Origin of the sequence: Natrinema sp. CGMCC1.2065 (assembly GCF_051225675.1) — an archaeon.
Classification (GTDB): domain Archaea; phylum Halobacteriota; class Halobacteria; order Halobacteriales; family Natrialbaceae; genus Natrinema; species Natrinema thermotolerans.
In genome coordinates, this window is the sequence record NZ_JBPJSJ010000002.1 from 1 (window position 1) to 13,012 (window position 13,012).

Consider the following 13,012-nt stretch of genomic DNA (forward strand, 5'->3'; position numbering starts at 1 on the left):
GCCACAGCCGATGGACGGGGTTGAGCCGTTCGGGCGGCCGCTCGCGGCCGCCGGCCGCCGAGAGTCGCGCGGCGTCTTTGCCGTACAGTCGCCCGTCGGCGAGTGCCCGGCGACAGTCGTCGTGGTCGAACCAGAAGTCGTTGCCGGCGCGGGGCTTGTAGCCGACCGCGCCGGTCCGCTCGAGGAGGCCGGCCGAGAACGTGGTCTTGCCGGCGTCGACACGGTCGGCACCGACCACGAGCAGGATCATTCCCGCAGGCCGTAGTAGCCGGGTTCGTCCTCGTCGCGGGGTTCGGCGACCACGAGGTCGTCGGCGTTGGTCATCACCCACGGAATCGCCCAGTCGAGCAGGATGTCCTCCGTCTCGCGGTCGATGTCGGCGTCCGGTTCGATCCCCTGGAGCAGGCGGGCGATTTCGTAGACGGTGTACATCCGGTCCTCCTCGAGCAGTTCCGCGGGGGTATAGAAGTCACACGGCGGGAGACTCTCGAACTCCGATTTGGGTACGGGCATACACCCTCGTACCGCCGGCTGACGCCTAAATGATTCGTTCGGGAGCCGGGAACCGGGCCGACGTCGATCGCAAGACCGGCGGGCTGTCGGACCCGACGACGACCGATACGGCGCATCTATCGTCCGGTCACCGGCGAGACCGGTCCGGCCGGTACACTTTATTGACTTGTGACTCGAATAGGGACGATGGTACCGAGCGTCGACTCGATCTGGTTCGTTTACGTCGTCTCGACGCTTTTCGGCCTCCTGCTCGCGGCGTTGCTCTGGAAACACCGTCACCGGACCGGCGCGATCCCGCTGCTGGGGAACGTTCTGTCGGGGACGCTGTGGTCGGCGTCCCTCGCTGGGCTGGAACTCGTCGATCGACCGTCCCTCGTGTCCCTGCTGAACGGTGCGGTGTTCCTCGGCGTTGGCCTCGCAACGCTGACGCTGCTCGTCTTCACGCTGACCTACACCGGCAGAGAACGGTACGTCACGCGGCGGACGCTCGCTGCCCTCTCGATCCAGCCGGCACTGATCACCGTCCTCGCCGCCGTCAATCCGGCAGGCCTCTTCTTCGAAACGACCGAGGCGGGCGTCGAGACCGGCGTCCTCTTCTGGATTCACCTCGGCTACTCGTATCTCATGCTAGCGCTGGTGACGGCGATGATCGTCGGCTTCCTCTTTCGAACCCGGTCGCTGTACCGGGGACAGAGCGCGGCGTTGCTCGTCGGGACGCTCGTGGCGTGGGTCGCCAACGGCGTCTTCGTCGTGGGCTACGTCGACTTCGATACCTCGCCGATCGGGTTCGTCGTCACCAGCGTCCTCTACACGGTCGCGATCCTCCGCTACCGACTGACCGACATCGTCCCCGTCGCCCGCGACCGGGTCGTCGATACCGTCTCCGACGCGATCTTCGTCATCGACGAGCGAGACCGCGTGATCGACGCCAATCCCGTCGGCCGGTCGCTCCTCTCGGCGTACGACGCGTCGCCGATCGGAAAATCCATCGGCTCGCTGTTCGCCGACGCGCCGAAACTGCTCGAGAGCTACCGCGATCTGACTGCGACCGTGGAAAGCGACGGCCGGGAACTCGAGGTCGACGGCACCTACTACGACGTTTCGGTAACGCCGATCGACGACGACCGGGACCGCTACATCGGCTGGCTCGTCATCGTCCGTGACATCACCGAGCGCAAGCGAAACGAAGTACGACTCAGACGACAAAACGAACGCCTCGAGCGGTTCGCCGACGTGGTTTCCCACGACCTCCGGAATCCCCTGAACGTCGCCGACGGCTATCTCGATCTGGCCCGGGAGAGGGACGATCCGGAGCCGTATCTCGACGAGGTCGACGAGTCGCTCGACCGCATGGAAGCGATCATCGAGGACGTCCTCGCGCTCGCCCGCCACGGTGCCGACGTCACCGATCCCGAACCGGTCTCGATCGCCGACCTCGCGGAGACGGCCTGGGAGACCGTCGACACCGGTGGTGCCACCCTGCGGGTCGCCTCGGACGCGACCGTCCTCGCGGACGGCGATCGGGTGACGCGCCTGTTCGAGAACCTGTTCCGCAACGCAGTCGAACATGGCTCGACAACCCCTACTTCGAACGCTCAGCAGGACGCCGTCGAACACGGTTCGACGAGTCCCGACTCGCTCACGGTCGAAGTGGGTGCGATCGACGCGACCGAGGACGACGGTGAGACGGGGTTCTACGTCGCCGACGACGGGCGAGGACTGCCGGACGGAGCGGACGTCTTCGAGGACGGGTACACGACGAACGCGGACGGAACCGGGTTCGGTCTGAGCATCGTCCGCGGGATCGCGGCCGCTCACGGCTGGACCGCGACGGCCACCGAGAGCGAAGCCGGGGGCGCCCGCTTCGAGTTCACCGGCGTCGAGGCGACACCGGACGCCGACAACGAGGCCGCACCTTCGGCGTCCGACCGCCCCGAGTCAGCGACGGACGCCACCTCGTCCTGACTCGCGCCGTCACTCGTCTCGCGTCCCGCCGTCGAGATAGTGTCGGATCCGATCCCGGCTCGAGTCGGCTACCTTCCGGAACGCGACGACGCGGTCGCCATCCTCGCGGCGGTCGGCCTCGATTTCGATGGTCAGCGACTGCTCGCGGAGGTGATCGAACAGCGCCTCGAGCGCGTCGGGGTCGCCCCTGACGGTGTGGCGCTGGCCGATCGGTTTACCGACGGCCACCGAACGGATCGTCGCGACCATCGGTAGCAGGATCGCTTCGCCAAGGTCGTGGGCTCGCTCCCGGAGCCGGTCGTCGTTCTCGGCGAACTCGGCGGCCCGAAACGCCTCGCGGACGATCCGCGAGAAGACGAAATCGCGGCCACACTCGAACGGCAAGGAGAACGCGTAGGCCAGTTCCTCGCGATGCTGGGATGCCGTCGTGTACTTGACCATTGATTCCCCGTCGGCCGACTTCAACACGACGCCCTCCCGGCCGGCGGCGTCGAGGTCGGCGATGGCGGCCGCGGCTATCTCGACCGCGTCCGACGGGGCCGCCCGCCCGAAACACCGCGGCTGGCCGAAGTCGAACGCCCGACAGAGCGCGCGCCGGTCGGCGACCGACATCGGCTCGCCGGACTCTCCGTCCCGAACGTCGAACACGCGGATGTCGTGGGAGTCGATCCCCTCGTAGTCGGTGGTCGTATAGGGCGTCTCCGGACCGATCAGCTCCGCACAGAGAACCCTGTCCGGGTGTGCGTCGAAGAAGGACTCGAGGTCGAGCAGGGCCCGCGCCCGGGCGGTCGTGTACGGACAGACGTAGCCGCTTCTGGTAAACGCCAGCGGCTCGCCGCCGACGGCTGCGATCCGGACGTTGAACCCGTCGAGTTTCTCCTCGACGACGACCGTCTCGGTGCCCGCGAAGAACGACTCGATGCCGGGCTCGAGAACGAGGATCCGCGGGATGCTCGGGTAGCCGCGGACGACGACGTCGGCGTCCTCGACGACGACGGTCCCGCGTTCGACCCCGTGGCGCGCGGCCGTGAGGACGTGGTGGGTCCGGCCCGCCACCGACTGCTCCTCGAAGTGTTCGAAGAGGTCCGCGGGATCGTCGGTCGTGGCCGCGAGCCGCTCGCGATACGCGTCCCGGTCCATACGTCGTCCGACCACGCACCGGCCCAAAAACACCGGGCCGTCCTCGGACCGGTCGCGAGCAGCCGGGTCCCGACCCGTTTTCGGGCCGACCTCTTTGTGTCGGACCGTCGAACCTCCGCGTATGTCCGGTGACCCCCCACGCCAGCGGTTCGTCCTCGACACGTCGCTGTTCATCACCGAGGAGATCCGACGGGACGACGAGGGAATAGAGACGGCCGTAATCCGCCTGCTCGACCTCGTTGCGACCGCACGCCTCGAACTCAACATCTCCTGTTATGTCCCCCCGTCGATCCACGACGAGCTCGCGACGATGCTGCGCGAGCGCGACGTCGACGACGAGGTCTTCTCGCGGCTCGACACGTGGGTCGTCCGCAAGAGCCCCGACCGGTACGGCGTTACCATTCCGGCGAACATCGTCTACGAGTTCATCGACGAGATGAGCGACCGGGTCGATCGGGGGCTTCGCGTCTCCGAACAGGCGATCCGCGAGGTCGAACAGCTCGATCCGGACGAACTCGCCCACGGCTCGGGCGACGGCGACCGCGAGGAGTACATGACCGACGCCGACCGCGTCGTCTCGGACCTGCGCGACAAATATCGGCGGGCGCTTCGCCAGGGCGTCCTCGACTCCCGCGAGGACTTCGATCTGCTGATCCTCGCGCGCGAACTCGACGCCGGCGTCGTCACCGAGGACCGCGGGATCATCTCCTGGGCCGACGAGTTCGGCCTGCGGTACGTCCGCGGCGGTCGGTTCCCCACGCTGCTCGAGGAGTACCTGCGGGCGGTCGGCGTCGACGACGAGGGTTGATCCCCCGCGATGCGGTGGCGCGCGCTGGGCCGCGGTTCGCCCCCGTGGCGAACCGCGGCGTAACGCTGCGCGAGGGATGAGCGAGGGAGCAACGTGACCGAGCGAATCGGTTGGGGAGGGTGTGGTTACTCCGTGTTGCCACGATAGCAGGACGGCTCGAGCCGCTGTCCACTCGACGAAACCGGTAATTCACCCACCAAACCGCTGTTCACTCACCAACTACGCCGATTCGAGCCCTCGAGCGAGCAGTTCGACGGGATGGACCGGCCGGTCGTACCCCTCGAGATCGCCGACCTGCGTCCGACAGGAGGTGCCGGGCGCAGCGACGACCGTCTCGCCGTCGTTACCCGACGACTCGGCCGCGCTCGCCTCGAGTTGCTCCCGAAGCAACGACCCCATCGCTTTCGAGAGAGCGTAGTGTTCGGCCTCGTAGCCGAAACTCCCGGCCATCCCACAGCACGTCGAATCGACCGGCTCGACGGCATAGCCCGCCCGCCGGAGGACGCCCACGGCGTGGTGGTCCGCGCCGCGCGCTTTCTGGTGGCAGTGGCCGTGGAACGTCACCGACGGCCCCGCCGTCGCCGACTCGTCGACCGACAGGTCCTCGTCCAGTCGGCGCTCGTCGACGTACTCACAGACGCCGTAGGCGTTCGCCGCGAGCGTCTCGACCCGGTCGTCCGCGAGCAGCGATCGGTACTCGTCGACCACCATCGCCGCGTCCGAGGGCTCGACGAACAGAACCGACCACCCGCGCTCGAGATAGGGCTCGAGGTTGTCGAGCAGCTCGCGACCCTGCTCCGCCGCGGTCTCGAGCAGCCCCTCGGAGTAGGCGGCTCGCCCGGTCGGGCCGAGGTCGGGGACCGCGACCCGGATACCGGCGGCTTCCAGTACGTCGACGGCCGCCTTCCCGACCGCTGGATGGGAGTAGTTAGTGTCCGTGTCGGGAAAGAGGACGACGCCGGCCGTCGCGTCCTCGGGGGCCACTTGGGGTCCGCCGCGCGCTCGCGGCGCTACCGCTCGCGTTTCCGAGATGTCGTCGACGTCTCGCTGCTCGAACCACTCGACCAGAGACTCCCGCTGGAACGTCGGCAGCGTCCGTTCGGGTGCGATTCCGATCGTCTTCTCGAGGACCGTCCGCGCGCCTGGCAGGTCCGTCGCGTGGTTCGTCACCGGCGCGAACGTACTCCCCAGCGACGCCAGTCGGTCGACGTTCGCGAACAGTCGCTCGCGCAGGCTCACACCCTCTCGCTCGTGATACCCGTGTTTGACTTCGGCCTTGAGCTTCGCGAGGTCGACGCCGGTCGGGCAGTCGCTTTGACAGCCCTTGCAGCCGACACAAAGGTCGAGGACGTCGGACTGGAACCGCTCGCTGTACAGCTCCTCGGGGTCGATCTCGCCGCTGATCGCTGCCCGGAGCAGGTTGGCCCGCCCGCGGGTCGTGGCGATCTCCTCTTCGGTCGCCCGGTAGGTCGGACACATCACGTCGCCGTCGGTCTGGCGACAGGTCCCACAGCCGTTACAGAGTTCGACGAGTTCCGAGAAGCCGCCCTCGTCGTCGAAGTCGAGGGTGGTCCGGGGCTCGAGCGAGGCGTAGTCGGGGCCGTACCGCAGGTTCTCCCGGCTGTCGGTCGGATCGTCGTCCCGGTAGACGACCTTGCCGGGGTTCATGCGCCAGTCCGGATCGAACGCAGATTTGAGGTCCTGAAACGCCGCCCAGAGGTCCGGCCCGTACAGCTTGGGGTTGAACGCCGTCCGCGCGAGGCCGTCCCCGTGTTCGCCCGAAAACGAGCCGTTGTGTTCGCGGACGAGGTCCGTCACGTCGTCGGCGATGGCCCGCATTTTCTCGACGTCCTCGCCTTCTTTGAGGTTCAGGACCGGCCGGATGTGCAACGTTCCGACGCCCGCGTGGGCGAAATACGCGGCCTCGGTGTCGTGGTCCTCGAGGATCTCCTGAAATCCCGCGACGTACGCTGCCAGTTCCGCGGGGGGCACGGAAGCGTCCTCGACGAAGGGGTAGGGCTTCGGATCGCCGTCCATGCTCATCAACAGCGGGATGGCGGCCTTCCGGAGCTTCCAGAGCCGATCCTGTTTCGCGGCGTCGAACGCCTCGAGCGAGTCGAACGCCGCCCCGCCACCGACGAGATCGGCCGTCGCGGTTTCGACGGCCGCAGGCAGATCGTCGACGACCTCCGAGTCGAACTCGAGCAGCAGCGCGGCCGCGGTGCCCTCGGGAATCGGCTCCGCGTACTCGGCGCACTCCGCCGACTCGGCCGCCAGCCGGAACACCTCGTCGTCCATCAGTTCGACCGCGCTGGCCTCGAGTTCGAGCGCCTCGGGGACGGCGGCCAGCGCCTCGAGCAGGTCGTCGTAGCAGTAGACCGCGAGCGCGGTCTCGTCGGGCCGGGTCACGAGCGAGAGCGTGGCCTCGACGACGACGCCGAGGGTTCCTTCCGCGCCGACGAGGAGTTTCGAGAGGTTGATGACTCGATCGCCGTCCGCCGTCTCTCTGATGACTTTCTGTAGGTTGTAGCCGCTGACGCTGCGCTTGAGGTCGGGGTAGCGCTCCTCGATCTCGTCGGCGTTGTCCTCGACGAGCGCCCGCACCGTCCGGTAGATCGCGGCCTCGCGGTCGTCTTTCGAAACGAGCCGCTCCCACTCCGGACTGTCGAGGACGATGTCTCGCGTCCGAATCAGCGAGCCGTCGGCCAACACGACCCGACACTCCTCGACGTAGGCGTCGGTGATTCCGTACCGGACCGAGTGGGCACCCGTCGAGTTGTTCCCGATCCCGCCGCCGATCGTCGCCCGGTTCGAGGAGGCCGGATCGGGCGCGAACCGCAGTCCGTGGGGCTCGAGGGCGGCGTCGAGGTCGTCCTGGACGACCCCCGGCTGGACGACGGCGGTCCGGTCGTCGGGCTCGATCTCGCGGATCTCGTCCATATGCCGCGATAGGTCGAGGACGACACAGCCCGGTCCCACGGTCTGTCCGGCCAGCGACGACCCCGAACCCCGGGGCAGGACCGGCACGTCGTGGTCGGCCGCGACGGTCATCGCCGCGCGGACGTCGGCGGTGTCCCGCGGGAAGACGACGCCGGCCGGCTGTGCGCCGTAGATGCTCCCGTCCGTCGCGTAGAGGACCCGCGTGTACTCGTCGAACCGAACGTCGCCGTCGACGGCCGCCCGCAGGTCGGCCGCGAGTTCCCCGCCGGCATCGTTGCCGCCCGCTCCCGTCTCGAGCGACGGCCGGTGTCGCGTCTCGTCTCGATTCTCGACCCTCGCGTCGACGCCGCTGTCCTCGGCAGCCATAGAATGGGGGATCGTCCCACGAACAGTTAAACCATGGCAGTCATTCACAGCCACTGTCTGCGAGCGAGCGCCGGGCGATCGACTCGAGCGGGTTCGGCAATGGCGTCGTGTCGGAGCCGTCAGCGGCGGCTACCGGGACTGGCACAAGAAAAATTCGGGATCGACTGGCTCGTCGCTTACTCGAAGTGGTCGAGGCAGGTCTGGTACTCTTCTTCGGCCTTCTCCCAGTTGACGACATCGAAGAAGCCGTCGATGAACTCGCCACGGTCCGGACCGTAGTCGTAGTAGTAGGAGTGTTCCCAGACGTCCAGCGCGAGGATGGGGTGAGAGCCCCAGAGTGCGCCCTGGTCGTGCTTGTCGACCGCGACGTTGCGAAGCTGTTTCGCAACCGGGTCGTAGACCAGCAGTGCCCAGCCACCGGCGGCACCGGCAGCGGCCTCGAACTCGCCCTTCCAGCCCTCGTAGGAGCCGAAGTCCTCCTCGATGCGGTCGGCGAGGTCGCCCTCGGGTTCGCCGCCGCCGTTGGGGGACATGTTCTCCCAGAACAGCGTGTGGAGATAGTGGCCACAGCCGTTGTGGGTGACGTCGCTGAGCGCGCCCGGCGTCGAGCCGAAGTCGCCCTCCTCGCGGTTCTGGGCGAGGGTTTCCTCGGCTGCATTGAGGCCGTTGACGTAGCCCTGATGGTGCGTGTCGTGATGCCAGGTCAGTACCTGTTCGGACAGTGCCGGTTCGAGCGCGTCGTAATCGTACGGCAGTGGTGGAAGTTCGTGGTCAGCCATAGTATACACCTCATGAATCGTATCGGTTTCTCGCCTGTTAAGTTTTGAGGAGAGAGACGATATCACACTCCATAAAGTATCGCCGCTCCCGCTGGCGATTTCCCGATACGTCACCGGAACCACTACGGACTCGGACTTAAACCTTTCAGACCGTCTCCGGTCCGTCATTGCCGGTGGGACCGCGACTGGCCTGTGGTCCCAACGGGCTCGCGACAGCAAACCGCATCAGCGACCCCAACCCGACCGCTTACCGTCGTCTCCGCGTTCGCGGTCCGTGACAGGCGGTCTACGACATCTCCTTGTGATGTGCATGCTCGAGCCACTCCTCGAGCGACGGCTGTCCCCAGTACCGCACCGTCTCGCTTCGCCGGTCGTGTTCGAGGACACCGGCATCCTCGAGTTTCGGGAGGTGGACGTGTCGGAGTTCCACCCGAACGGTTTCCCGTTCGTCGGCGGGGTCCGCGTCCCGGTCGGGCGGTGACCGTGCCGAGTCGCGGTCGGCGTCCTCGGCGGCGATCCGCTCGAACGCGACGACGTTCTGTGCTAGGGCTGCGACCGTCGCGACGCCATCGGACTGCTGATTGAGGTAGTACAGCGCGTAGCGCCGTCGTCTGTTCGAGAGGAGATCGAAAACGAGGTCCAGCGACGGCATCGCGTCGGCCTGCAAGGTCGATACACCCTCCCGTTCACGCATCCACGAACCACCTACCGTCTGTTCCCATTCGAAACCACCACGGGCGTCTACTTCGGCCGCCACATTAGACTTTACGTCTGTCTGAAAATATATGTGTGACAACGTCTCAGCTCGCCGTAACTGATACTAGCGACAGCCAAAACCGGCGGTGAAGCCGCCGTTCGGTCCGGAATGCGTTACTCGTAGAGCCACTCGGCGTCGTGCTGATCGTAGTCGATCAGCTCGTCCTCGTCGAAGTGGATCGCGATCTCGCGTTCGTTTGCGCCCTCGTCCTCGTGGTCGGCGGCGTGAACGACGTTTCGACCGAGGTCGAGCGCGTAGTCTCCCCGGATCGTTCCGGGTTCGGCCTCGAGCGGGTCGGTCTCGCCGATCATCTGGCGGACCTGCCGGGTCGCGTCCTGGCCCTCCCAGACCATCGGGACGACCGGTCCCGAGGTGATGAAGTCCACGAGGTCGTCGTAGAACGGCTTGTCCTCGTGTTCACCGTAGTGTTCTTCAGCCCGGTCGCGGGGCATGTTCTCGACTTTGATGCCGACGAGCTTGAGCCCGCGGTCCTCGAGTCGGGAGACGACCTCGCCTACGAGGCCGCGCGCGAAGGCGTCGGGCTTGACCATCACGAAGGTTCGCTCGTGATCGCTCATGCTTCCTCGGCCTCGGTTTCGGCGTCTTCGGCCTCGTCGGCCGCCGCTTCCTCGGTCTCGTCGACCGCGTCGTCACCGGCGGGCGCGTCTTCCTCGTCGTCGGCGTCCGTCTCGAGGTCCTCGTCCTCGTCGGTCTCGTCGGCAGGCGTCTCGTCCTGCGTGGGACCCTTGCCGCGACGACCCTCTTCGGTCCACTCCAGGTCTCGGGGTTCGCGCCCGAGCTTGTAGTTTTTCTCCGCCTTGGAGTCGACGAAGTGGAGTACGGAGCCGTCGTTTTTGACGTACATGATGCCCGTACCGGGTTCGATCTCTTCGCCCGTGTAGTCGCAGGTTCGTTTCTCGACCATTATTGTCCTCCGATGGAGTCGGCCTCGCGGGCGGTCTCGCGAAGCTGGAGTACGTCCCCTTCGCGGACCGGCCCGAGGCAGTTACGGGTGATGATGCGTCCCTGATTCTCGCCCTCCTTGATTCGGCATTTGACCTGCATGGCTTCGCCGTGCATGCCGGTCTTGCCGACGATCTCGATGACCTCGGCGGGCGTGGAGCCGCTTTCTTCCTCTTCAGCACTCATCTTTGGTCACCTCAGTCGAGGTCCTCGACCTTGTCGGCGATGTCCTCGACGTCGTCTTCTGCCTCGCCGGCGTCGACGATCGCCGCAGCGGCCGAGCCGACCTCGAGGCCGGCGGCGTGGCCGACGTCGTCCTGGGTCTCGATGAAGACGACGGGGATGCCCTTCTCCTCGGCGAGGTCGGGCAGGTGCATGACGATCTCCTCGGGAGAGACGTCTTCGGCGACGTAGACCAGATCGGCGTTGCCGCGCTCGATGGCCTTCGTGGTTTCGTTCGTTCCTTTCTTTACGCGTCCGGTGTCTCGTGCGACCTCGAGCGCCTCGAGGGCGTCGTCGGCGAGGTCGGCTGGGATGTCGGTGTTGACGTAGACTGACATGGTTGTTCACCTCTCCTACACGTGGGCTCGCGCTCCCCTGCCGTCCGGGCACTGGGTACCCGTGCCGGGCCGATCCCGGCGGAAGTCCTGTGAAGCTAGGAGCATCATCAACCCCGCGTAGGGTGTACACTCGAATAGCGTTGCCCCCCTTAAAAGCGTGTTCAAACGGATGGCGAAGTGAGACACCTCCGCACGGACGAGGTCGGTTCGGGTCGCCATCGGGTGCGAAAAATGACAGAATCGAACGGTCGTGTTCTCCCGGTCGGCAGTGGGTTCCCACACCGCCGGTGAGTACTCCGGTATCGGGACTATCTGAACGCCGCTTTCGCGGCGTCGACGAGAACCTCGGGTTCGTACTGGTGCGTACTCACCGCTGGCACGTCCCGATCCACGTCGAGTTGGTCGTAGACGGCCGTCATCGCGGACCGAACCGAATACTCGACGGTGAACACCACGTCCCGGGGTTGCTCCGCGAACTGGCCGATGAACGCGAGGTTGTTCGATCCCGGTGGGACGACGTCCGGCCGATCGCCGGGCGTCCGCGGCATGAAGTGACTCGTGATAAACGGCATATTACAGGGTATACAGTTCGCGTCCTCGAGGACCGACGGGAGTTCATCGAGATAGCCGAGGTGGTAGCACAGTTCCTCGAGGATCTCTTCGCCGGTGCAGTTCCCCATCTTCTTCTCGACGTAGTTCCCCTCCTCTTCGGGGAACAGGCCGTATCCCCAGAAGACCTTCACGTCGTCGGGCTGGTTCGCGAAGTGGGGCTGGGCGGCGACGACGATGGACATCAGCCAGTTCGACTCGGTGAAGGTGATCAATCCGTTCCCGGGCGCTTCGCCCGTGACCTCGACGATGTGTTCGAGCAGGTCCGGCTCGTCGAGCGTGACGGTGTAAGACGGCCACTTCGTCTCCTGGACGTGGTCGGCAAACGCCGACGGCGTCCCGAACTCGGGGTTGTCCTCGGCGATGTTCTTCCACAGTTCGAAGGACGCCCCCGTCGTGTTCAGGTCGGGCGCTTCGGTCATCGATCCGAGATCCGAGCCGTCGGTCATCGAGCCGTTGGTCACGAAGACGAGATCCGTCGGCTCGACGTCGATCGTCTCGGCTACACCGTCGGCCTCGTAGTGGATCGTTTCGACGGTCTTGCCGTCCCGACCGGGTACGATATCCATATCGGTCACTTCACAGCCGCCCCGGAACTCGACGCCGTGGTCTTCCAGCCACCGCCGAATCGGTCGGACCATCGAATCGTACTGGTTGTACTTGGTCCGGTGGATCCCCTCCATGGTGTTCAACCGGGGGAACTCGTGCATGAAGCGGTGCATGTATCGTCGCATCTCCGCGACGCTGTGCCAGGGCTGGAAGGCGAACGTCGTCGCCCAGATGTACCAGAACGTCGTCTCGAAAAAGGAGTCGGAAAACCACTCCTCGATCCGCGTGTCGCCGAGTTGCTCCTCGGGCGTCAGGACCAGTTGGAGCAAGGAGAGCCGATGCTCCATCTCGAACCCGTACGACGAGACGTCGAGGACCTCCTGTTCGTCGCCCAGCAACCGAGCGACGGCGTACGTCTGATGGTCCTCGTTGAACTCGTCCATGACGTCCTTGACCGATCGCTCGCGGTCCTCGAGCGACGGAATCGTCTCGAGCAGGTCCCACGTACACTCGTACGTCGGGAAGTTGAGCATCCGGCCGCCTCGAATGACGTATCCCTCCTCGGGCGAGCCGGCTCCGTCGAGTGCCCCGCCCATCACGTCCAGTTTCTCTAGGACGTGGACGTTCTCGCCCGGCAGTTCGCTGTCACGGACGAGGAACGCGGCTCCGGCGAGGGATGCGATCCCCCCGCCGACGAAGTACGCCTCCCGTTCCGATCCGTCCTGTCGCTGGGGTTGTTCGTTACTCATATGATCTTCCCTCCGTGTTCCCGATCGACGTCCCGTTTCGCCGGCACGGCCAGTGTGAATCCGTCCTGTCGTACATGTACAACCACACTTAGATTATTGATACGACCGGTCTTGAAATCGGACAGCAGTTCTCATAGCGTGGAAATGATGAACAGGTTATGAGTTTCCGGAAATTGCCGTCCCGATCGGACGCGGTTCGACGGACGGAGACGGCGAAAGTCGCCGAATCGATCCTCGAGCCGGGACACGGAGTCGCGATGGTCGAGGGCACCGTCGACGACGGCGTCCGCGCATGAGTGAATAATTATACCGGC

Annotated in this window: 13 protein-coding genes and 1 pseudogene; 3 read left to right on the forward strand and 11 right to left on the reverse strand. The window is 65.9% G+C overall.

The window, feature by feature from the left end:
- Positions 1–250, reverse strand: a pseudogene (locus tag ACSBP4_RS03210) (ATPase); the annotation flags it as partial.
- Positions 247–513 (reverse strand): DUF5827 family protein, encoded by a 267-nt coding sequence (locus ACSBP4_RS03215; RefSeq protein ID WP_006650732.1) that lies wholly within the window; start codon positions 511–513, stop codon positions 247–249. The gene ACSBP4_RS03215 and the pseudogene ACSBP4_RS03210, both read right to left, overlap by 4 nt.
- Before the next feature lie 186 nt (positions 514–699).
- On the opposite strand from ACSBP4_RS03215, the gene ACSBP4_RS03220 reads away from it, so the two are divergent.
- Positions 700–2,478 (forward strand): histidine kinase N-terminal 7TM domain-containing protein, encoded by a 1,779-nt coding sequence (locus tag ACSBP4_RS03220; protein ID WP_435551350.1) that lies wholly within the window; start codon positions 700–702, stop codon positions 2,476–2,478.
- Positions 2,479–2,487: 9 nt separating this feature from the next.
- Here ACSBP4_RS03220 and ACSBP4_RS03225 read toward each other — a convergent pair whose 3' ends face one another.
- Positions 2,488–3,618, reverse strand: a complete 1,131-nt coding sequence (locus ACSBP4_RS03225) for an RNA ligase (RefSeq protein ID WP_435551351.1) — start codon at positions 3,616–3,618, stop codon at positions 2,488–2,490.
- A 121-nt stretch (positions 3,619–3,739) separates the two neighbouring features.
- Between ACSBP4_RS03225 and ACSBP4_RS03230 the strand changes: the two genes are divergently transcribed.
- The gene (locus ACSBP4_RS03230; protein ID WP_006650729.1) at positions 3,740–4,426 is read left to right on the forward strand and encodes an RNA ligase partner protein; all 687 of its coding nucleotides are present in this window, start codon (positions 3,740–3,742) and stop codon (positions 4,424–4,426) included.
- A 219-nt stretch (positions 4,427–4,645) separates the two neighbouring features.
- On the opposite strand, the gene ACSBP4_RS03235 is transcribed toward ACSBP4_RS03230, so the two are convergent.
- The 8 genes from ACSBP4_RS03235 to ACSBP4_RS03270 all read right to left on the reverse strand — a co-directional run bounded on the left by ACSBP4_RS03235 (position 4,646) and on the right by ACSBP4_RS03270 (position 12,698).
- Positions 4,646–7,732: an FAD-binding and (Fe-S)-binding domain-containing protein gene (locus tag ACSBP4_RS03235; protein WP_435551352.1), complete on the reverse strand. Its 3,087-nt coding sequence runs from the start codon at positions 7,730–7,732 to the stop codon at positions 4,646–4,648.
- A gap of 176 nt (positions 7,733–7,908) precedes the next feature.
- Complete coding sequence (sod, locus tag ACSBP4_RS03240) at positions 7,909–8,511, reverse strand: superoxide dismutase (protein ID WP_006650727.1); 603 nt, start codon at positions 8,509–8,511, stop codon at positions 7,909–7,911.
- A gap of 286 nt (positions 8,512–8,797) precedes the next feature.
- Complete coding sequence (locus tag ACSBP4_RS03245) at positions 8,798–9,205, reverse strand: DUF7344 domain-containing protein (RefSeq protein WP_049966685.1); 408 nt, start codon at positions 9,203–9,205, stop codon at positions 8,798–8,800.
- A gap of 176 nt (positions 9,206–9,381) precedes the next feature.
- Positions 9,382–9,846, reverse strand: coding sequence for a nucleoside-diphosphate kinase (gene ndk, locus ACSBP4_RS03250; RefSeq protein WP_435551353.1), 465 nt, complete (start codon positions 9,844–9,846; stop codon positions 9,382–9,384).
- Positions 9,843–10,193 (reverse strand): 50S ribosomal protein L24e, encoded by a 351-nt coding sequence (locus ACSBP4_RS03255; protein WP_373633153.1) that lies wholly within the window; start codon positions 10,191–10,193, stop codon positions 9,843–9,845. Before ACSBP4_RS03255 ends, ndk begins: the two co-directional genes overlap by 4 nt.
- Positions 10,193–10,417, reverse strand: a complete 225-nt coding sequence (locus ACSBP4_RS03260; protein ID WP_006064297.1) for a 30S ribosomal protein S28e — start codon at positions 10,415–10,417, stop codon at positions 10,193–10,195. Before ACSBP4_RS03260 ends, ACSBP4_RS03255 begins: the two co-directional genes overlap by 1 nt.
- A gap of 11 nt (positions 10,418–10,428) precedes the next feature.
- Positions 10,429–10,791, reverse strand: coding sequence for a 50S ribosomal protein L7Ae (gene rpl7ae / locus ACSBP4_RS03265; protein WP_006182179.1), 363 nt, complete (start codon positions 10,789–10,791; stop codon positions 10,429–10,431).
- Between the two features lie 308 nt (positions 10,792–11,099).
- Positions 11,100–12,698, reverse strand: a complete 1,599-nt coding sequence (locus tag ACSBP4_RS03270) for an oleate hydratase (RefSeq protein ID WP_435551354.1) — start codon at positions 12,696–12,698, stop codon at positions 11,100–11,102.
- A 158-nt stretch (positions 12,699–12,856) separates the two neighbouring features.
- On the opposite strand from ACSBP4_RS03270, the gene ACSBP4_RS03275 reads away from it, so the two are divergent.
- Positions 12,857–12,994, forward strand: coding sequence for a hypothetical protein (locus ACSBP4_RS03275; protein WP_172704593.1), 138 nt, complete (start codon positions 12,857–12,859; stop codon positions 12,992–12,994).
- The last annotated feature ends 18 nt before the right edge of the window (positions 12,995–13,012 follow it).